This window comes from Aeromonas sp. R4-2 (assembly GCF_040908295.1).
GTDB lineage: Bacteria > Pseudomonadota > Gammaproteobacteria > Enterobacterales > Aeromonadaceae > Aeromonas > Aeromonas veronii.
Map to the genome: position 1 here is coordinate 112,184 of NZ_JBFODL010000016.1, position 20,073 is coordinate 132,256.

Sequence of the window (20,073 nt, forward strand, 5' to 3'; positions counted from 1 at the left end):
CTTAACTCCTTACCGTTGGGCTGATTAAGCAGCTTTTTTAGCGTCTTTGATCAGCTTGGCAACGCGGTCAGAAACAGCGGCACCAGTAGCAACCCAATGCTCGATACGAGCCAGGTCCAGGTTCAGCTTTTCAGCTTGACCAGCAGCAACCGGGTTGAAGAAACCAACGCGCTCGATGAAGCGACCGTCACGGGCGCAACGGCTGTCAGAAACTACTACCTGGTAGAACGGACGCTTTTTCGCGCCACCACGTTGTAAACGAATGGTTACCATATCGTCCTCATTAACATCTAATGAACAAGGCCCGCAAACACGCGGACCCTAGCTTAAAATAAGCCGCGTAATTCTACTTGGATTCGTAATAATTGCAACCAAGCCAGCCATTTTTTGCGCAGAGCTGCAATGAAAAGGGGCCTACCGCAGCAGACCCCCATCAACACGCAGGCCGGATCAGAACGGGCCGCGACCGCCACCGAAACCGGGGGGCATCATGTTCTTCATCTGGCTCATCATCTTGCGCATGCCGCCTTTACCGGACATTTTCTTCATCATGCGCTGCATCTCGGTGAACTGCTTGAGCAGCTTGTTCACATCCTGCACCTGCATGCCGGAACCTGCGGCGATACGGCGTTTGCGGGAACCCTTGATGAGATCGGGGTGGGCGCGCTCCTTCGGCGTCATGGAGCTGATGATGGCCTCCATCCGCACGGTGAGCTTGTCATCCATCTGATCTTTCACGTTATCCGGCAGACCGGACATGCCGGGCAGCTTGTCGAGCATCCCCATCATGCCGCCCATGTTGCGCATCTGGGCCAGCTGCTCGCGGAAATCTTCCAGATCGAAGCCTTTGCCACTCTTGACCTTGCTGGCCAGCTTGGCCGCTTTCTCTTTATCGACGTTGCGCTCGACTTCCTCGATCAGAGAGAGCACATCGCCCATACCGAGGATGCGGGAGGCAAGACGATCCGGGTGGAACGGCTCCAGCGCATCGGTCTTTTCACCCATACCGATAAACTTGACCGGCTTGCCGGTGATGTGGCGCACCGACAGTGCAGCACCACCACGGGCATCGCCATCCGCCTTGGTAAGGATGACACCGGTGAGCGGCAGCGCTTCATTGAATGCCTTGGCGGTGTTGGCGGCATCCTGACCTGTCATGGCATCCACCACGAACAGGGTCTCGACCGGCTTGATGGTGGCATGCAGATCCTGGATCTCGGCCATCATCTCGCTATCAACGTGCAGACGACCGGCGGTATCGACGATAACCACGTCATAGAATTTCTTGCGCGCCTGATCGATGGCAGCGGTCGCGATGTCGACCGGCTTCTGACTGGCATCGCTCGGGAAGAAGTCGACGCCGATGTCGCTGGCCAGGGTCTCCAGCTGCTTGATCGCCGCAGGGCGATAGACGTCGGCACTGACCACCAACACTTTCTTCTTGCTGCGCTCTTTGAGCAGCTTGGCCAGTTTGCCAACTGTGGTGGTCTTACCTGCACCCTGCAGACCGGCCATCAGGATGATGGCGGGCGGCTGGGCAGCCAGGTTGAGCTGTTCGTTGGCCTCCCCCATCACGGTAACCAGTTCACCGTGCACAATCTTGATGAATGCCTGGCCCGGGCTCAGGGATTTGGCCACTTCCTGCCCGACTGCGCGCTCTTTGACACGCGCGACGAAATCACGCACGACCGGCAGGGCGACATCAGCCTCGAGCAGCGCCATGCGGACTTCACGCAGGGTTTCCTTGATATTGTCTTCGGTCAGGCGACCACGGCCACTGACATTGCGCAAGGTGCGCGAGAGTCGTTCAGTCAAATTCTCAAACATGACGGATTCCGGTTCTTGGCGTAATAAATTGGGGGCATTATAACCCAGAGCGGGCGCGAGGACGATTATTCACCGCACCGCAGCAGCAGGGACCTTCTCCTTATATATGGGCAGATCGGCCGTTGCACAACTGGCGAGCACTTCTCGTGCAAGGTATACTGCCCCTCTTACCCTCAAAAGCTTGTGCAACAACGACCTGGTTATGATCGTAATCTCTGTTCTGGCCCTGGCGTTTTATCTGCTGGCCATCATCGCCTCCCTGCATCTGTTACTGAGCGCCAAGCCGGTGGGACAGCGCTCCCTGTTTGCCTGTATCGGATTGGCCCTGATCGCCCACGCCAGCGCCCTCGGTTCAGAGGTATTGCAGAGTTACGGCCAGAACCTGAGCATGCTAAACGTTGCCTCGCTGGTCAGCCTCATCATCAGTTGCTTCATGACCTGCGTGACCCGCCGCTTCAACGGCTGGATCCTGCTGCCGGTGGTCTACAGCTTCTCGGCCCTGTTGCTGGCTGCCAGCGCCTTGATCCCGAGTCGCTACATAACCCATCTGGAGGCCCACCCCCAGCTGTTGCTGCACATCGGCCTCGCCCTGATGGCCTACTCGGTATTGATGATCGCCTGTCTGTTTGCGCTGCAGCTCGCCTGTTTGGACAAGCAGCTTAAATCGAGAAAAATCAGTAATCTGCCAGCCATGCCGCCACTGATGACGGTGGAGAAACGGCTGTTTCAGTTGATCTCTGCAGGGGTGCTGCTGCTGACACTATCCATCGCCTCCGGCCTCTTCTTCCTCGAAGATATGTTCGCCCAGGGCAAGTCTCACAAGGCAGTACTCTCCATCCTGGCATGGTGTGTTTACGTGTTGCTGCTGTGGGGTCATCACACCTATGGCTGGCGCGGCCGCAAAGTCATCACGCTCAGTCTGATCGGCAGCTTCATCCTGACTCTTGCCTACTTTGGCAGCCGCTTCGTCAAAGAAGTGCTGTTGAGCTGACACCTATACTCTTTTAGCCATACCATCCAACAGGAGCCCTTTTTGGACAGCATCTCAACGAGTACATTACTGATTGTTCTCGTTATCTTGATCCTTCTTTCCGCCTTTTTCTCCAGTGCCGAAACCGGCCTGATGTCCATCAACCGCTACAAACTGCGGCATCTGGCACAGACCAAACACAAAGCCGCACGTCGCGTCGAGCAACTGCTCGCCCGCCCCGATCGCCTGCTGGGACTGATCCTGATCGGCAATAATCTGGTCAATATCCTCGCCTCCGCCATCGCCACCATCGTCTGTATCCGGCTGTTTGGTGATCTCGGGGTCGCCATTGCCACCTTCGGCCTGACGCTGGTGGTACTGGTATTCGGTGAAGTGACCCCCAAGACCCTGGCAGCCATGTTTCCGGAGAAGATCGCCTATCCCGCCTCCTGGATCCTCAAAGGGCTGATGGTGCCGCTCTCGCCGCTGGTCTGGCTGATCAACGGCATCACCAGCGGCCTGCTCAAGATGCTGAAGATCAATCCTAACAAGGATGACTCCCTCAACACCGAGGAACTGCGCACCATCGTCAATGAGGCGGGTAACCTGATCCCCCAGCGTCATCAAGAGATGCTGCTGAGCATTCTGGATCTCGACAAGATGCTGGTCGAGGACATCATGGTGCCACGCAGCGATATCTACGCCATCGACATCAACGATGACTGGAAGAGCATCCAGCGCCAGCTGGCCCACTGCGCTCACACCAAGATCCTGCTCTATCGCGACAATATCGACGACGTTGTCGGCTTTTTGCACGCGCGCGATGCCCTGCGACTGGTAGCCAGGGATCAGTTCAACAAATCGAGCCTGTTGCGGGAAGTGGACGAGATCTACTTCATTCCGGAAGGAACGCCGCTCAACGTGCAACTGGCCAAATTCCAACGCAACAAGGAGCGAATTGGCCTGATCGTCGACGAATACGGCGATATTCAGGGGCTAATCACTCTGGACGACATTCTGGAAGAGATCGTGGGCGACTTTACCACCTCCATGACGCCAGCGCCGAGCGACGAGATCCACCCCCAGTCAGATGGTTCTTATCTGGTCGAAGGCTCAGCCAATATTCGTGAGCTGAACAAGGAGATGAACTGGCATCTGCCCATCGACGGCCCACGTACCCTCAACGGTCTGATCCTCGAATATCTGGAAGAGATCCCCCAGCCCAACATCGGGATCCGGCTGGCCGGTTATCCTATCGAGATCCTCGATGTGGAGAACAATATGGTCAAGATGGCGCGGATTATGCCGGCATCGTACCGAGCGGAGTCGGATTCGCAAGATTGAAAAAGGGCTGCCAGTGGCAGCCCTTTTCTATTGCTCATCGTCACTGTTCATCTTCATCATCCGGCTCCAGCACCAGCGTCGGGATCAACTCGCCAAACACCCGTTGCAACTCGTCGCGGTTGGCCAGCAGGTCTTGCAGCGTATAGCTGTCCATCACCGCCAGAAACGCATCCATCGCCTCTTTCAGCGCACTCTTGAGCAGACAGACAGAGACGATGTGACAAGCGGGCGAGCCGCAGTCAATGCCGTCCAGATTGCCTTCCAGCGCCCTGATCACCTGCCCGATATTGATGGTGGCGGGATCGCAAGCCATACGAATACCGCCATTCTTGCCACGCTGGGATTGCAGATAGCCCAGCTTCACCAGCTGATTGACCACCTTCACCATGTGGTTGCGGGAAACGCCATACAGGGCCGATACCTTGGCAACGCTCGACAACTCCCCTTCCGGCAGGGTGGCAAGATAGAGCAGGGCTCTCAATCCAAAATCTGTATAACTGGTTAGTCTCATAAAACCTGATTAGCGCGATGCGAAAAGTGGAGTATTGATTCAAATCAAATAAACATCTAGGATGCCACTTATTAAATGACATTTTATATGTTCAATTAGAACGAGGCCCCTATGCTAGATCAAACCACCGTTGCCGTCATCAAAAGCACCATTCCGCTGCTCGAATCGGCAGGCCCTGCCCTCACCCAGCACTTCTACCAGCGGATGTTCAGCCATAACCCGGAGCTGAAAGATATCTTCAACCTGGCCCATCAACGCAGTGGCGGCCAGCCGCTGGCCCTGTTCAATGCAGTCGCCGCGTATGCAAAGAATATCGACAATCTGGGAGCGCTCGCCGGTGCGGTCGAGCGGATTGCGCACAAACATACCGGATTCCTGATCCAGCCGGAACAATATCACATTGTAGGTAGTCATCTCTTGGCCACGCTCAAAGAATTGGGCGGAAGTGCGGTCACCGACGAGGTGCTGGAGGCATGGGGCAAGGCGTATGGCGTGCTGGCAGACATCTTCATCGGCCGCGAGCGAGAGATCTATCAGGAGAAGGCCAATCAGGATGGCGGCTGGCAAGGTACCCGCACCTTCATCATCAAGGAGAAGCGAGCCGAGAGCGAACTCATCACCTCCTTCCTGCTGGCGCCGGAAGATGGCAAGCCGGTACTGACCTTCAAACCGGGCCAATACCTCAGCATCAAGCTGGTTCACCCCGAGCTGGAATATCAGGAGATCCGCCAATACTCCCTCTCCGATGCCCCCAACGGGCAGGATTACCGCATCAGCGTCAAGCGTGAGCCGCAGGGTCAGGTCTCCAACCTGCTGCACGATCACCTGCAGGCGGGTGACAAGATCGAGGTGATGCCCCCTACCGGCGATTTCTACCTGAAAGCCGACAGCCAGACCCCAGTGGTACTGCTCTCCGCCGGTGTCGGCGTGACGCCGATGATGAGCATGCTCAACCAGCTGCTGGCGAACGGCCATCAGGCTGATGTCACCTGCCTGCACGCCTGCGAACAGGGCGCTGTACACGCCTTCCGGGAGGATATTCAGCAAAAATCCCGCCAGCATCCCAACTTGCTGAGCCGGGTCTGGTATAGGGAGCCGGAGGCCAGTGATGTGCAGAGCGAAGATTACGACCTGGCCGGCACCATGGATCTGACTGCCGTGAAGGAGCGCATCACGCCAGAGGCCCACTACTACTTCTGTGGCCCTGTCGGCTTCATGCAAGAGATCAAGCGGCAGCTGCTGGCTGCTGGGGTACCAACGGGGCAGCTCCATTACGAAGTTTTTGGCCCCCATCAAGATCTCTAAGGCGCGGGCAGCCATATAACAGAGGGAGGTTCCGGCCTGTCATGGCACGGCGGCTGGAACCGGACCCACAGGTGCAGACCTGTGGGTCATTTTTTTGGATCAGTGCATCGCCTTGGCGCGGGCCACCACGTTGGCCGGCATCCGGTTGCCAAGACGGTTGAGCAGACTCGCCGCCTTCTGGTGCAGCGCCTTGTCACCTATGACAGCGCCATGGAGCCAACGGTAAGCATCCTCATAATCAAGCGGACTGCCCATCCCCTGCAACAGCATCTCGACCCACTCGATGCGAGCCCGCAGAAAACCGAGGCTGGCCGCCTCGCGCATCAGTGTTTCGGCTCGCACCAAATCCTTCTGCACCAAAGTTCCTTTCCAGTAGTAGCGACCCAGTTGCTCCAGCGCCGGCGCCAAACCCTGATTGGCCGCCTCCCACATATATTGCACCCCGAGCTCAGCATTGGATTTGGTGCAGACACCCCACGCCAGCATATCCCCCCAGAGGAATTGATAGGCCGGGATCTTCATCACCGAGGCGCGCGCTTCGATATCCTGAGTCAGCTGACAGCGATCCTGTTTAACCTGAGTGAGGTGACGCCCCTGCTCAATCCAGTTGAGCAGCTCGTCCTGACGATAGAGCGGCACCGCCTGCAACTCGCCAGCGGCCAGAGGCGCGGGAGGCGCAACCACAGCGACAGGCTCAGCCGGTTTTGGCAGCGGCGCGGCCCCCTCGCCACTGCTGGCAACGGGTGTGACCGGCTCAGCCGGAAGCAAGACGGGGACTGCCTCAGAGGGTGCTGGCGTAGCAGCAGAGACAGGGGCCGCCACCGCAGCACTGCTTGCGGTCGGTGCCGATGCACTTGCTGCAGGCGCATCGCTCGATACGGCAGCCGATACCGCCTCGGCACCATAGAGGGGCGCGGTGAATGCACCGACAAGAATGAGTAGGGTAAGGGGTTTCATCATAAGGATCTCCTGCTGCACTCTGTTATCGGCACCAAGCCCCATCCCCTTAGCCTTAGCCTTCCGGGCGGATCTCATCAATACAAAAGGGAGCCGAAGCTCCCTTGTTGGCACGGTTGACCCGCTTACTTGACGAAATCGACACCCAGCTGGATATCGGCTTTCAGGGTAGCCAGCATGCCTTCCATCGCTTCCTGCTCGAACGCGCTCAGCTTGCCGTAATCCAGTACGGTTTCGACGCCGTTCTTGCCCAGCAGTACCGGCTGTGCGAAGAAGGTGGCGTGCTCGCCGTTGCCTTCCACGTAGGCGCACTCAACAACGTTGGCTTCGCCCTGCAGACCCTTGATGAGGGAGAGACCGAAACGGCAAGCCGCCTGACCCATGGAGAGGGTCGCAGAACCGCCACCGGCTTTGGCTTCCACCACTTCGGTACCGGCATTCTGGATGCGCTTGGTCATGGCTGCCACTTCTTCAGCAGTGAAGGAGGCACCTTCAATCTGGGAGAGCAGCGGCAGGATGGTGACGCCACTGTGACCACCGATCACGTTGACGCGTACTTTGTCGATGTTCAACCCTTTGGCAGCGGCCACGAAGGTCTCGGCGCGGATCACGTCCAGGGTGGTGACACCGAACAGGCGACGCTTGTCATAGACACCGGCTTTCTTCAGCACTTCGGCGGCGATAGCCACAGTGGTGTTGACCGGGTTGGTGATGATGCCAATCAGTGCTTTCGGGCAAGTGGCCGCGCACTTCTCGACCAGATTCTTGACGATACCGGCGTTGATATTGAACAGGTCGGAGCGATCCATCCCCGGCTTGCGTGCCACACCGGCGGAGATCAGCACCACATCGGCCCCAACCAGCGCAGGAGTCGGATCTTCACCGCAGAAGCCCTTGATGGCGACGTCGGTAGGAATATGACTGAGGTCAACGGCCACACCCGGGGTGACCGGGGCGATGTCATACAGGCTCAGCTCGGAGCCAGCCGGCAGACGGTTTTTCAACAGCAGAGCGAGGGCTTGACCGATGCCACCAGCGGCACCCAGAACGGCAACTTTCATGATCAACTCCATGTTTAAGCGTAGGTTTAAGGTTGTTTGTTGTTGTGCGCCCAACCTTAATGGATCCCCCCATAAAAAACAATCTGATAACAGTTGCAGTCACGGGTTCTGTGAGCCACGAAACATGCGGGAGCAAAAATTGGAGGGAAATACAAAAAGTTGGAGGAGAAGCACAGTTTTTCTGCACTTATCCTTACCATAAAGAGGTAGATTTGAGGGTCTCAGGATTGGAATGCCAGCGCCCGTTTTTCACACCAGCGAAAACCAATTGTTAACAATCCGTTCATCGCCAGATAAAGCCCGCCAGCCACCCCGAACACCGCCAAGGTATCGTAGGTCTGGGCGTTCAACCCCTGCGCCAGCCCCATAATGTCCATGATGGTGATGGTACTGGCGAGGGAGCTCCCCTTGAGCACCAGGATCACCTCGTTGGAGTAGGCAGGCACCAGATGACGGGCGGCGTGGCGCACCTTCATCCACAAGGTCTGGCGGCCGTTAAAGCCAAGCGCACGACACGCCTCTACTTCACCGGCCGGGATGGCATCGAGCGCCCCCTTGAACAACCGGGTGGAGTAGGCCGCCGTGTTGAGACCCAGCGCCAGCACGGCGCAGAACCAGGGCTGCTTGAGCAGCGGCCAGAGCGGGCTGGCTTTCAGCCACTCGAACTGGCCCGGCCCGTAGTAAATCAGGAAGATCTGGATAAGCAGCGGCGTACCGGTAAAGAGCAGCACCCACAGCTGCACCAGCTGGGTCGCCACCGGCAGGCGCAGCTCCAGCACCCAGGTCATCAGGGCCGCCAGCACAATTCCCAGCAGCAGGCTGAACAGGGTCAGTTCCAGCGTGGTGACCAGACCGCCCAGCAACGTAACGAGATACTCTTGCATCAGTTAGCCTCCGTAGCGGCGGGTGTAGCGGGCAGCCAGCCCGAGGCCATATTCACTCACCAGACTGATGGCCAGATAGATGAGGGCGGCGGCGGCATACCAGGTGAAAGGCTCATAGGTACTGGCCGAGGCCATCTGGGCCTGACGCATCATCTCGTTCACCCCGATAAGCGACACCAGCGCGGTATCTTTCAGCAACACCAGCCACTGGTTGCCGAGGCCCGGCAGGGCATGGCGCCACGCCTGCGGCAACACGATGCGAAAGAAGATGTGGCTCTTGCTCAAACCCAGCGCCAGCGCCGCCAGCCGTTGACCTGAAGGCACCGCATTGATCGCCGCCCGCAGGGTCTGGGTCGCATAGCTGGCGAACAGCAGGGAGAGCGCCAGCACGCCACAGGCGAACGGGCTGAACTCCACATACTCGCCAGTGAGGAGGAACAGCACCTGGGTCGAACCGAAGTAGATGAACAGCACCACCAGCAACTCGGGCAGGCCACGGATCAGCGTGGTCAGGGTGGCCACCGGCCACACCAATGCACGCTGCTTGCTGAGCTCGGCGGCACTGAACGCCAGTGCCAATACCATGCCCCCGACCAGTGATGCCAAGGCCAGCCCGAGGGTCATCCAGGCTGCATCCAACAACAGGCTCAACATGGCTTACTGCGCGAAGTATTTGTCGAAGATTTTCTGATAGGTGCCGTTGGCCTTGATCTCGGCCAGCCCCTTGTTCAGCTGGGTCAGCAGCTCCTGATTGCCCTTGGCGACCGCGATGCCAAAGCCGGTACCGAAGTACTTGGCATCCGTCACTGGCGTACCCACCACGGCATACTCCTTGTGCTGCTTCAGCCAGTCGGCAGCAACGGCAGTATCGGCAAAGACACCGTCGGTACGGCCATTCATCATGTCGAGGAAGGCGCTCTGGTAGCTGGCGTACGGCACTGTCAGCAGACCCTTGCTCACCCAGTTATCCACCAGATAGGACTGGTGGGAGGTGCCGTTCTGCACGCCGACTGTCTTGTCGACCATCTCTTCCGGCCCCTTGAAGGCCCCTTTCTTGGCGACGAATACTGCCGAGTTCTCGTAATAGATGTCGGAGAAATCGACCTGAGCGGCCCGCTCAGGGGTTACGTCCATGGCGGCGATGGCGGCATCGTAGCGACGGAATTTGAGGCTGGGGATCAGGCTGTCAAAGGCCTGGTTGTGGAAGCTGCACTCCAGCTTGGCCTGCTCGCAGATGGCGCGCGCCAGATCGATGTCAAAACCCTGAAACTCGTTCTTGTCATCCAGGTATTCGAACGGCGCGTAGGTGGCCTCGGTGGCGAACTTGATCTCTTTGGCCATGACGGAGGTACTCAACAGGCCCATGGCAGCAACCAACAACAGACTCTTTTTCATGACAGCTTCCTTATCGATTCAATATCAATGCATCAAGAATTCGGCAAACCGGCTGGTTTGCGGGGATTGGAAAATGGCAGCGGTGCCGGATTCGATGATCCGCCCCTTCTCCAGATAAATCACCTGACTGGCCACCTTGCGGGCAAAGTCGACCTCGTGGGTCACCACCACCTGGGTAATGCCGGTCTGGCTCAGGTTGCGGATGATCTCGGCCACCTCTTTGGTGATCTCGGGATCGAGGGCAGCTGTCGGCTCGTCAAACAGCAGCACTTCCGGGTCCATCATCAGGGTACGGGCAATGGCCACCCGCTGCTGCTGACCGCCGGAGAGACGGGCCGGCCAGGCATCGCGCTTGTCGGCCAGTTGCAGCTGGGCCAGCAGATAGGCCCCCTTCTCGATGGCAGCCTCCTTGCTCATGCCGAGCACCTTGACCGGCGCTTCAATCAGATTCTCCATCACAGTGAGATGTGGCCAGAGATTGTACTGCTGGAACACCATCCCCACCTTGCGACGCAGCAGTTGGGACTGGCGGTTGAATTCGGCAGCAGAGAGGGAGCTCGGGAAAGAAAATTCACTTTCACCAATTCGCAGAACACCCGCATCCGGGGTATCCAGCAGGTTCATCATCCGTAGCAGGGAACTCTTGCCAGCACCGCTCGGGCCCAGCAACACCAAGGTTTCACCGGGGGATGTCCGAAAGCTGACCTGTTGCAGAACCGGCACCTTGTGCCAGGACTTCTCGATACCTATTAATTCAATACCCATACAGCCCAATTGAATAAGTTTTCAAAATTTCATCCCGATTCTATCCCTAATAAAGGTTGATGCAAGCCATTTTTGAATCAATATGCAGAACAAGCGCCGCTTCCTTGCAAAAAACGGCATATGAATGCAAAATGGCCCCGCTGTTCGTATCTGCCGCCTGTATCGCACAGGCCGCCACACCTCCTCATTCGTGAGACCAAGATGAAACACAACGACAAGCAAGAAAAACTGGCCAAGGCCTTTAAAGCCTTGCTGAAAGAAGAGCGCTTTGGCTCCCAGGCAGAAATCGTCACCGCCCTGCAAGAGCTGGGCTTCGAGAATATCAACCAGTCCAAGGTATCGCGTATGCTGAGCCGCTTCGGCGCCGTTCGCACTCGCAATGCCAAGATGGAGATGGTCTACTGCCTGCCGGTGGAACTGGGCGTGCCCACCACCTCCAGCCCGCTCAAGAATCTGGTACTGGACGTCGATCACAACGGCGCACTGGTGGTGATCCACACCAGCCCGGGCGCAGCCCAGCTGATCGCCCGCCTGCTCGACTCCCTTGGCAAGGCAGAGGGGATCCTGGGCACCATCGCCGGTGATGACACCATCTTCATCACCCCGACCAGCGACACCGATATCGAAGAGCTCTACCTCTCCGCCCTCGAGCTGTTCGAACAGACGCCGTAATGGCCGCTACCGCGTCATAGCGGTCAAGCCAGAACGAAAAATCCCGGCCAAGGCCGGGATTTTTGTTTTCTGCAGCTTCGTCAGGCCGGCTTATTTGCCCTGCGCCATCAAAAAACTTTCAGATGGGGCGAAGAAAGCCGCGCCGGTTACTGCCTTGGTGAAGCGCAGCAGATGGTCGAAGTGGCTACCCTCCCCCTTGTACATGCTGGCCAGCATGGCGTTGAAGTGCTGCGGAGTGCGGCAGCAGGAGATGAAGTAGAGTCCCTGCTCGGTCATGGTGCCCCAGGGCATGCTCTGGCGCAGGATCTCCATGGACTCCCCTTTCGGCGTCTTGAGGTTGACCCGCTTGATGTGGGCGGTCAGCGGTTTGGCGGCAGACTCATACTCGATGTTGTCGGGCTTGGTTCGACCGATAATGTCTTCCTGTTCTTTCTGCGCCAGCTTCTCCCAGTCGCTCATGGCGTGTACCCAGCGCTGAACGTGGATGTAGGAGCCACCGGCAAACTCGCCATCGGCCACCAGCGCCACTTCGGCACGGTGCTCATCCTGCGGGTTCTCGGTGCCATCAACGAAACCGGTCAGGTCGCGGCAATCCAGATTGCGGAAGCCACGCACCTCTTCGGCCAGCTCGACCAGTCCGGCCAGCAGCGCCATCACGCGGTGACCGGCGTGGTGCAGCACATCCACCCGATCGGCGCGCAGCTGAATAAAGAGATCAAACGGGGTGTTGGGGGCTTCCTGACCGTTGGCGGATTGCGCCATAAAGCTGCGGAACTGGGGCGGACGGGCGGCAGGGTAGAGACCATCCCAGGCATCGGCGCCAACGGCAACCAGACCGCTGAAACCGGCATCGGGGAAATCGGCGGCGACCGCCTGCCACAGGGCGGGCAGTTTGGCCAGACGGCAGACCAGTTCGGCGGCATCGCCGGTACGATTGAACATCAGATAGAGGGCGTGCAGATTCGGCTCTGCGCAGATCCCGGCTTGGGCTTTCATATATCTCTCCCCTGAGTAGGCGTTAGCGTTACGGGCTATTTGCGTTGCGCGATTATAAACCAGAGTGGATCCAGTTCTTTGATTTCACGACGATATCACGCGTTCAGGGCAAAGGGTCAAACAACACCAACCCATGGGGGGCAACCTTGATCCGTGCCCGCATCCCATCAAGGGGCTCGCCAATGCTCGCCTCCAGCTGCAGATCGCCACACTCGAACAGCACCCGGCAGTGGTGGCCGAGGAACTGCTGCTCCACCACCTTGAGCTCCCCATCTGCGGCGCTCTCCAGCAACAACTGCTGGGGTCTGAGCATCAGCTGCAACGGCTCGCCCACCGCGCGGCCATGAGGCTCGCTGCCACAGATGACCCCGAGCGCCGTCTGCACGCAGTGGCTGTCCACCACCTCGGCAGCCAGATAGTTGACCCCGCCGAGAAACTCCGCCACGAAGCGATTTTGCGGGCGGCGATAGAGCTGCTCCGGCTGGCCCACCTGCTCGATGTGACCGGCGCGAAACAGCGCCAGCCGATCGGCAAAGGCGAACGCCTCCTCCTTGCTATGGCTGACGAAGATGGCGCCAATCCCCTGCTGCTTGAGCAGGGTGCGGATCTCGAGGATCAGCTTCATCCGCACCTGGGTATCGATGTTGGAGAAGGGCTCATCCAGCAGCATCAGCCGCGGCTTGCACACCAGCGCCCGAGCGATAGCCACTCGCTGCTGCTGGCCACCGGAGAGCTGGTGAGGATAACGATCCCCCAGCCCCTGCAGATTGACCAGCGCCAGCGCCTCGTCCACCTGCTGCTGGCGGGCGCGGCGATCGAGTTTAGTCAGGCCAAAGCCGACATTGTCGGCCACCGTCAGGTGGGGAAAGAGGGCGTAATCCTGAAAGATCATCCCGATATTGCGCGCCTCGGGCGGCACACTGGCACCGGGCCCGTCGAGCAGGGTATCGCCGAGGCGAATCGAGCCCTCTGCCAACGGCAGCAGCCCGGCGATGGCCTTGAGCAACGTGGTTTTGCCGCAGCCACTGGCTCCCAGCAGGCAGACGATCTCGTTGTCTGCCACCGCCAGGGAGAGCTGCTCCAGCACATTGCGGCCGTTGTAACGGCAGCTGACATTTTCAACCTGCAAACAGGACAAGGCTGACTTCCTCTCGTTTCTGGCGGCGCGCTGCCTTTCGGTTCAGCACACCGCATGCAATTTCATTGGCCGACGCGGCGACTCAGTGGCCCGGACTGTCCAGACTGCGGTTGACCCAGATCAGCGGCAACAGCCCCACCAGCACAATGACGATAGCCCCCAGCGCGCCACGCTCCAGCATCTCGTCCGAGACAAACTGATAGACGTGGGTCGCCAGAGTATCGAAGTTGAACGGCCGCAGCAGCAGGGCGGCGGGCAGCTCCTTCATGGATTCGATAAACACCAGCATGGCACCGGCAAACAGACCGCGGCGCACCAGCGGCAGATGGACCCGGCGCAGCATGCCGCCATCCCCCTGCCCCAGGGAGCGGGCAGCCATGTCGAGACTGGGGGAGATCTTGCCCATGCTGCTCTCCACCGAGCCGATGGCGATGGCCACGAAGCGTACCAGATAACCGAACACGATGGCGGTGATGGTGCCGGTCAGCAGCAGCCCCGGCCCCTGACGCCCGAGCCACTCGGCCAGATCGTTGATGGCAAAGTCGAGGGCGGTGAGCGGCACCAGCACCCCGATGGCGAGCACGGTACCCGGCATGGCGTAGCCCATGGCGGCGATGCGCAGAGGCAGCAGACTCTTTATCCCGCCATCGAGACGGCGGAAGAAGCCAAGCAGCAGGGCAATCCCCATCGCCAGCAGAGCGGTCAGCGCCGAGATAGCCAAGCTGTTGCCGGCGAAGCGGACAAACTCCGGCGTCCACGACAACTCGAAGTAGCGCACCCCGTAATCGAGCAGGATGACGAACGGCAGGCCGAAACCGGCCAGCACCAGCCACCAGCACCAGAGACCAGCCAGCCAGCGACTCATCCCCTTAAGCGGATAGCGCAGCGGCTGCTCATGACCCATGGACTTCTGGAACACCTGCTGCCGACTGCGCGAGCGGCGCTCCAGCGCGATCAGCAGCACCACCGCCAGCAGCATCAGGCAGGAGAGTTTGGCCGCGGTGGCCAGACTACCGTAGCCGAGCCAGGTGTCGTAGACCGCCGTGGTCAGGGTGTTGATGGCAAAGAAGTGGACGGTGGCGAAATCGGCCAGCGTCTCCATGGCCACCAGCGATACCGCCACCATGATGGCGGGGCGCGCCAGCGGCAGACTGAGGCGGCGAAAACTCTGCCACGGGGTACAGCCGAGCAGGCGGCTGGAGTGGATCAGGCTGACTGACTGCTCGAGAAAAGAGGCGCGGGTCAGCAGATAGACATAAGGGAACAGCACCAGCGCCAGCACCCAGGCGGCGCCACCAAGGGAGCGAATGGCAGGAAACCAGTAATCGGCAGGGCTGTTCCAGCCAAAGAGTGCTCGCAACCCGGCCTGTAGCGGGCCCGAGTAGTCGAGCAGGTCGGTATAGACGTAGGCGACGATATAGGAGGGCATGGCCATTGGCAGCATCAAGGCCCACTGCAGGGCACGGCGCCCCGGCACCTGACACATGGCCACCAGCCAGGCGGTGGGTACGCCAAACAGCAGGCTTAACAATACTACGCCGACCACCAGCCCCAGGGTATTACCGAGATAATCGAGCAGCACGGTATCGGCGAGGTGGCGAAACAGCTCCCCCTCAGCCGAGAAGGCAGAGAAAAGCAGGGCTATAACCGGTAAACCCAGCAGCAGGGCGATGGCCCAGCTGCCGGTCATCCATCCAAAATTTTTCATGAGACCACAGATGTTGATGGGGCCGTTGGCCCCATCTGATTACAAATCGAACTTCACTTCATCCAGCAACTGCAAGGCGTCCTTGCGGTGCTTGGCGTAATCGCTGACCGGTAGTGCGTCAGACTTGAAACTGCCCCAGGACTTGACCATGGCGGAAGGCTCGACTCCGGCCTTGACCGGATATTCGGCGTTCACATCCGCATACATGTGCTGGGCGGTATCACCAGCCAGAAACTCCATCAGCTTCTGGGCCTCGGCCTTGTTCTTGGCATACTTGGTCATGGCCACGCCACTCACGTTGACGTGTGCACCGCGGTCAGCCTGGTTCGGGAAGTTGATATAGACCGCATCCGCCCAGGACTTCTGCGCAGGATCTTTCAACATGGCGCCCAGATAGTAGCTGTTGCCGAGCGACACGTCACAGATACCATCCTTGATCGCCTTGACCTGATCCCGGTCGTTGCCCTGCGGCTTGCGCGCTAGGTTGGCCTTGACCCCTTCCAGCCAGGTTTTGGTCTCAGCCATGCCGTGATGGGCAATCATGGAGGAGACCAGCGCCACATTGTACTCATGCTTGCCGCTGCGGGTGCAGATTTTTCCTTTGAATTCAGGCTTGGCCAGATCTTCGTAGCTGATGGTGTCGAGCTTGCCGAGGCGATCCTTGCTGGAGTAGATGGCGCGCACCCGGGTGGTCAGGGCGAACCAGCGATTCTCCGGATCACGATAGATGGCAGGGATGTTCTCCTGCAGGATCTTGCTATCCACCGGCTGTACCAGCCCCTTGTCCACCAGGTCGGTCAGACGGCTGATGTCGACGGTCAGCATCAGGTCGGCCGGAGAGAGCTTGCCTTCCCGCTCCAGACGCTCGTTCAACCCCTCTTTGGCGAACACCACGTTCACCTTGATGCCAGATTCCTTCTCAAACTGCTGGATGATGGGCTTGATCAGCTCATCCTGCCGGTTGGAGTAGACATTCACTTCCCCGGCCGCCAATGCCGACTGAGCTGCCAACGCAGAGAAAGCCAGTGCCAACATCTTCATTTTCATCATCCATTCCTTGATTAGCTATACAGAGTGATAACGATTTCCGTTTGCATTCTGCATACATCTTATAGGCGGATCAAGAAAGCTCGCCGTCGCCACATCACATATTTAATCGCCCATAAATGAAAAGGGCCGGATGGAATCCCATTCGGCCTCTTCTGAGCAAAACGTTATGTTGATCAGGCTTCAATAAGCGCTCACGCCATCGGGATTCCCCGAGGTCGGGAGGTCAACAAATCTGTACGTCACTGATACGGTTCATCACAGCGCCTCGTCGTCACTCTCGCCGGTGCGGATGCGCACCGCTTGCAGCAAGTCGTAGACAAAAATCTTGCCGTCGCCGATCTTGCCGGTATAGGCCGCCTTGCAGATCGCCTCGATCACCCCTTCCACGTTATCATCGGCGGTAGCAATCTCCAGCTTCACCTTGGGCAGGAAGTCGACCTGATACTCGGCTCCCCGGTATAATTCGGTGTGTCCCTTCTGGCGGCCAAATCCCTTGACCTCGGACACGGTCAGCCCTTCCACCCCCAGGTTGGCAATAGCCTCGCGGACATCGTCCAACTTGAACGGTTTGATAATCGCACTAATCAGCTTCATCTGGTTGCTCCCAATCCATGGTGTGTCATGAATCGGGTTTCAATTCTTATGCCAAGTATTTTTATTGTTTTATTTCATATAGATAGAGTTTAATGTCGGCGCCATTCGCTCGGCACATCCCCATAACTGGCCAGCACGCCCCATAATGAGGCACCATGCTGCAGCGGCCAGCGGGTATGCACCAAACAAGAGCAAAACAGCATGTTAGTTATCTCCAACAGCGTCACGATTCCCTGGCATGAGCTGCAATTTCAGACCATGCGGGCACAGGGCAACGGTGGACAGCACGTCAACAAGACCGACTCCGCCGTCTGGCTGCGCTTCGATTACCGCAACTCTCCCAGCCTGACGCCCCTCTACAAGGAGGGTCTCGACAAGCTGAGCGACAGCCGGGTACACGACGGCTTTATCCTGATCCGGGTCGAGAGCCATCGCAGCCAGGACATGAACCGCAAGGAGGCGATGAGCCGTCTGGTGGAGTTGCTGAAGAAAGCAGCCTGGCGCCCCAAGGCTCGTCATGCCACCAAGCCGACCCGCAGCTCCCAGCGCAAACGGGTTGATGCCAAAAAGCGCAAGGGTGATATCAAGTCCGCCCGCGGCAAGCCGGTGCTGGACTGAGCCCCCCCAGCCTCCAAAGGATGTCAGCCGATGAGATACAGTTTTTGCGACAGCGCCCGCGGCCCCCTGCTGGTCGCCATCGATCAGGATGGCTTGCGCCACGTGGAGTTCATGCACGGGGAGCGCCCCATCATGCCGCAAACTGACTGGCAACGGGATGACAAGGCGCTGGCTCCCTATCTTGCCCAGTTCAACGCTTATTTCGCCGGAAAGTTGCAGCAGTTCGATCTGCCCATGGCAGCGAAGGGCACCCCGTTCCAGCAAACGGTGTGGAACGCTTTGTGCGATATCCCCTATGGCGAGACCGTGAGCTATCTCGAGATTGCCCAGGCGATAGGCAATTCCAAGGCAGTGCGGGCGGTGGGCGCTGCCAATGGCCGCAATCCGCTGAGCATCATAGTACCCTGCCATCGAGTGATCGGACGCAGCGGCGAGCTGACCGGCTATGCTGGCGGCATTCCCATCAAGCGCTGGTTGCTGGCACTGGAACAGGCAGGAACAGCATTCGAGCTGGCCCCATGACACGATGAGCGCCTCGGAGAGGGACGGGGCAATATCGCAACCAGAATGAAAAGGCTTTCAGCCAGTGCCACGCTTTGCTGACAAGATGAACAGAAAATGAAGAATCGCCTCAGAACACCTTCAGATTGAGCTTGGCATGATGGCTCCATACTTGAATGGCACGGCTCATTCGCTGATTCAAGTAGCACCCATGTGACGCTTCCAATCTGTCTTTTTCCCCGCGCCTCCTCTGAGGCGCTTTTTTTGTGCCAACACAACAGGCCACCACCCGGGTTGAGTGGCCTGAGCGCCACAAAATCTGCCCCCGCCCAAAAACCAAGAGGCGAAGGATCATCCTTCGCCTCTGACGTAATAGCTGGCTACTCGCTCTGGGGCAGGAACTGCAGCTCCGGCGCCGAGGAGGTCAGCACATCGGCGCAATAATCCCAGGTCGATATGCGATAGTGCTGCAGATCTTCATCCAGATGCAGGCCGTCCGACTCCTGATGGAACCAGCTGGCAAAACGGGATGGGGTGATGAGCTGGATCTGCTCTTCGATGGCGTGACTATCCTTCCCCTCGGCCAGATCGCAATCTTCGATGACCCGCAGGGCGTAGATATGGCGAAAATAGACCCGGCAGAGGATTTGCGGAGGCAGATCGATGCTGCGCGCCCGACCCAGCATGATGGTCAGGGAGTCGCTCCAGAGATCCTGATGCAGCTCGGCCACAACCAGACCGGGCGGTAGCTGGCGGGACGGAGCCCAAGGGACGGCAACCTGCCGAATGGCATTTTTCTGTTCCATATTCACCTCACGACGACTCGCTCCCTGTCTTGAGTCTATCTGAACCACATAGTCCCGGCGAAGGCAATCGATGGACACTAAAAACGGCAATAAAAAAGCCGACGTATCAAACGTCGGCGAATAAAAAGTGCTTACAACAGAGGATTCACTTATTCAGACCCGCGGGTCGAAAGATTGGTTCCCTCTTTTTGTAATTAATTTTCGGCGCGTTTAAACATCAGGGTATTGGCGTCCGACTCTTCCGGCACAAAGTAGTAGCCCTCGGCGTTGAAACCGGTCAGCTGCTCCACCTCGGTCAGACGGTGCTTGATGATGTGGCGGGCCATCATGCCGCGCGCCTTCTTGGCGTAGAAGCTGATGATCTTGAACTGGCCGTTCTTCTCATCCTTGAACACCGGTGTGACAATCCGCCCTTTCAGGCTCTTGGGGCGTACCGACTTGAAATACTCGTCGGAGGCCAGATTGATCAACACTTCATCCCCCTGCGCTGCCAGCGCGTCGTTGAGATGGTGAGTGATCACCTCCCCCCAGAACTGGTAGAGATCCTTGCCGCGACTATTGTCGAGCCTGGTCCCCATCTCCAGCCGATAGGGCATCATCAGGTCGAGGGGGCGAAGCACGCCGTAGAGGCCGGAGAGCATCCGCAGGTGTGCCTGAGCAAAGTCAAAATCGGCCTCGCTAAAATCCTCCACCGCCAAACCGGTGTAGACATCCCCCTTGAAAGCCAGCAGCGCCTGACGGGCGTTGGCGGGGGTGAAATCTTGCTGCCACTCGGCAAAACGGGCGGCATTGAGACCGGCCAGCTTGTCACTGATCTTCATCAGAGTGGCGATCTGGTCAGGGCTCAGTTGGCGGGCCCGGCTAATCAGTTCGGCGGAGTGAGCCAGTAGCTCGGGTTGGGTGAAACGGGGTGTCACCACCGGTGACTCGTAATCCAGCGTCTTGGCCGGGGAAACCACAATCAGCATAAC

General features: G+C 58.5%; 22 protein-coding genes. 6 read left to right on the forward strand and 16 right to left on the reverse strand.

The annotated features are described in order from the left end of the window. Positions 1-24 precede the first annotated feature (24 nt). Together rpsP and ffh are read right to left on the reverse strand one after the other, a co-directional pair. Complete coding sequence (rpsP, locus tag AB5Y99_RS15330; protein WP_005340392.1) at positions 25-273, reverse strand: 30S ribosomal protein S16; 249 nt, start codon at positions 271-273, stop codon at positions 25-27. Positions 274-450: 177 nt separating this feature from the next. Beyond that, the gene (gene ffh, locus AB5Y99_RS15335; protein ID WP_005340391.1) at positions 451-1,827 is read right to left on the reverse strand and encodes a signal recognition particle protein; all 1,377 of its coding nucleotides are present in this window, start codon (positions 1,825-1,827) and stop codon (positions 451-453) included. A gap of 202 nt (positions 1,828-2,029) precedes the next feature. Between ffh and ccsA the strand changes: the two genes are divergently transcribed. Further along, positions 2,030-2,818 carry an inner membrane protein YpjD gene (gene ccsA / locus AB5Y99_RS15340; protein WP_159142999.1) on the forward strand — a complete coding sequence of 263 codons (789 nt, stop codon included), beginning with the start codon at positions 2,030-2,032 and terminating at the stop codon, positions 2,816-2,818. Positions 2,819-2,860: 42 nt separating this feature from the next. Then, positions 2,861-4,141 carry an HlyC/CorC family transporter gene (locus tag AB5Y99_RS15345; RefSeq protein ID WP_005348906.1) on the forward strand — a complete coding sequence of 427 codons (1,281 nt, stop codon included), beginning with the start codon at positions 2,861-2,863 and terminating at the stop codon, positions 4,139-4,141. Between the two features lie 40 nt (positions 4,142-4,181). Here the strand turns inward: AB5Y99_RS15345 and AB5Y99_RS15350 are convergent, their stop codons facing one another. Next, positions 4,182-4,652 carry an Rrf2 family transcriptional regulator gene (locus tag AB5Y99_RS15350; RefSeq protein WP_005340388.1) on the reverse strand — a complete coding sequence of 157 codons (471 nt, stop codon included), beginning with the start codon at positions 4,650-4,652 and terminating at the stop codon, positions 4,182-4,184. A gap of 111 nt (positions 4,653-4,763) precedes the next feature. On the opposite strand from AB5Y99_RS15350, the gene hmpA reads away from it, so the two are divergent. Further along, positions 4,764-5,957 carry an NO-inducible flavohemoprotein gene (hmpA, locus tag AB5Y99_RS15355; RefSeq protein ID WP_159142998.1) on the forward strand — a complete coding sequence of 398 codons (1,194 nt, stop codon included), beginning with the start codon at positions 4,764-4,766 and terminating at the stop codon, positions 5,955-5,957. A gap of 99 nt (positions 5,958-6,056) precedes the next feature. On the opposite strand, the gene AB5Y99_RS15360 is transcribed toward hmpA, so the two are convergent. The 6 genes from AB5Y99_RS15360 to AB5Y99_RS15385 form a co-directional block, all read right to left on the reverse strand. Continuing rightward, on the reverse strand, positions 6,057-6,641 hold the full coding sequence (locus AB5Y99_RS15360; protein ID WP_088870238.1) for a tetratricopeptide repeat protein: 585 nt from the start codon (positions 6,639-6,641) through the stop codon (positions 6,057-6,059). A 398-nt stretch (positions 6,642-7,039) separates the two neighbouring features. Then, positions 7,040-7,975, reverse strand: coding sequence for a malate dehydrogenase (gene mdh / locus AB5Y99_RS15365; protein WP_005340384.1), 936 nt, complete (start codon positions 7,973-7,975; stop codon positions 7,040-7,042). Between the two features lie 221 nt (positions 7,976-8,196). After that, a complete protein-coding gene (artM, locus tag AB5Y99_RS15370) occupies positions 8,197-8,859 on the reverse strand; it encodes an arginine ABC transporter permease ArtM (RefSeq protein ID WP_005348902.1) in 663 nt (220 codons plus the stop codon). 3 nt (positions 8,860-8,862) lie between these two features. Next, positions 8,863-9,513: an arginine ABC transporter permease ArtQ gene (gene artQ, locus AB5Y99_RS15375; RefSeq protein WP_159142996.1), complete on the reverse strand. Its 651-nt coding sequence runs from the start codon at positions 9,511-9,513 to the stop codon at positions 8,863-8,865. 3 nt (positions 9,514-9,516) lie between these two features. Next, entirely contained in the window at positions 9,517-10,254 is a 738-nt protein-coding gene (locus AB5Y99_RS15380) for a transporter substrate-binding domain-containing protein (protein ID WP_005348898.1), read from the reverse strand. Between the two features lie 24 nt (positions 10,255-10,278). Continuing rightward, the gene (locus tag AB5Y99_RS15385; RefSeq protein WP_005348895.1) at positions 10,279-11,019 is read right to left on the reverse strand and encodes an ATP-binding cassette domain-containing protein; all 741 of its coding nucleotides are present in this window, start codon (positions 11,017-11,019) and stop codon (positions 10,279-10,281) included. 201 nt (positions 11,020-11,220) lie between these two features. Here AB5Y99_RS15385 and argR point away from each other — a divergent pair, with 201 nt between their 5' ends. Then, complete coding sequence (gene argR / locus AB5Y99_RS15390; RefSeq protein WP_005340378.1) at positions 11,221-11,691, forward strand: transcriptional regulator ArgR; 471 nt, start codon at positions 11,221-11,223, stop codon at positions 11,689-11,691. A 90-nt stretch (positions 11,692-11,781) separates the two neighbouring features. On the opposite strand, the gene AB5Y99_RS15395 is transcribed toward argR, so the two are convergent. The 5 genes from AB5Y99_RS15395 to glnK form a co-directional block, all read right to left on the reverse strand. Beyond that, on the reverse strand, positions 11,782-12,687 hold the full coding sequence (locus AB5Y99_RS15395) for a Dyp-type peroxidase (RefSeq protein WP_368210061.1): 906 nt from the start codon (positions 12,685-12,687) through the stop codon (positions 11,782-11,784). Between the two features lie 103 nt (positions 12,688-12,790). Beyond that, a complete protein-coding gene (locus tag AB5Y99_RS15400; protein WP_368210063.1) occupies positions 12,791-13,825 on the reverse strand; it encodes an ABC transporter ATP-binding protein in 1,035 nt (344 codons plus the stop codon). An 82-nt stretch (positions 13,826-13,907) separates the two neighbouring features. Then, positions 13,908-15,533 (reverse strand): ABC transporter permease, encoded by a 1,626-nt coding sequence (locus AB5Y99_RS15405; RefSeq protein WP_368210064.1) that lies wholly within the window; start codon positions 15,531-15,533, stop codon positions 13,908-13,910. Positions 15,534-15,572: 39 nt separating this feature from the next. Further along, positions 15,573-16,580, reverse strand: coding sequence for a Fe(3+) ABC transporter substrate-binding protein (locus AB5Y99_RS15410; protein ID WP_005340374.1), 1,008 nt, complete (start codon positions 16,578-16,580; stop codon positions 15,573-15,575). 258 nt (positions 16,581-16,838) lie between these two features. Beyond that, entirely contained in the window at positions 16,839-17,177 is a 339-nt protein-coding gene (gene glnK / locus AB5Y99_RS15415; RefSeq protein WP_005341406.1) for a P-II family nitrogen regulator, read from the reverse strand. A 201-nt stretch (positions 17,178-17,378) separates the two neighbouring features. Between glnK and arfB the strand changes: the two genes are divergently transcribed. Together arfB and AB5Y99_RS15425 are read left to right on the forward strand one after the other, a co-directional pair. Then, on the forward strand, positions 17,379-17,795 hold the full coding sequence (gene arfB, locus AB5Y99_RS15420) for an alternative ribosome rescue aminoacyl-tRNA hydrolase ArfB (protein ID WP_021230947.1): 417 nt from the start codon (positions 17,379-17,381) through the stop codon (positions 17,793-17,795). A 30-nt stretch (positions 17,796-17,825) separates the two neighbouring features. After that, entirely contained in the window at positions 17,826-18,317 is a 492-nt protein-coding gene (locus AB5Y99_RS15425; RefSeq protein WP_368210066.1) for a methylated-DNA--[protein]-cysteine S-methyltransferase, read from the forward strand. Between the two features lie 359 nt (positions 18,318-18,676). On the opposite strand, the gene AB5Y99_RS15430 is transcribed toward AB5Y99_RS15425, so the two are convergent. After that, positions 18,677-19,102, reverse strand: coding sequence for a hypothetical protein (locus AB5Y99_RS15430; RefSeq protein WP_005340360.1), 426 nt, complete (start codon positions 19,100-19,102; stop codon positions 18,677-18,679). A gap of 194 nt (positions 19,103-19,296) precedes the next feature. Next, on the reverse strand, positions 19,297-20,070 hold the full coding sequence (yaaA, locus tag AB5Y99_RS15435) for a peroxide stress protein YaaA (RefSeq protein ID WP_368210067.1): 774 nt from the start codon (positions 20,068-20,070) through the stop codon (positions 19,297-19,299). Between the last annotated feature and the right edge of the window lie 3 nt (positions 20,071-20,073).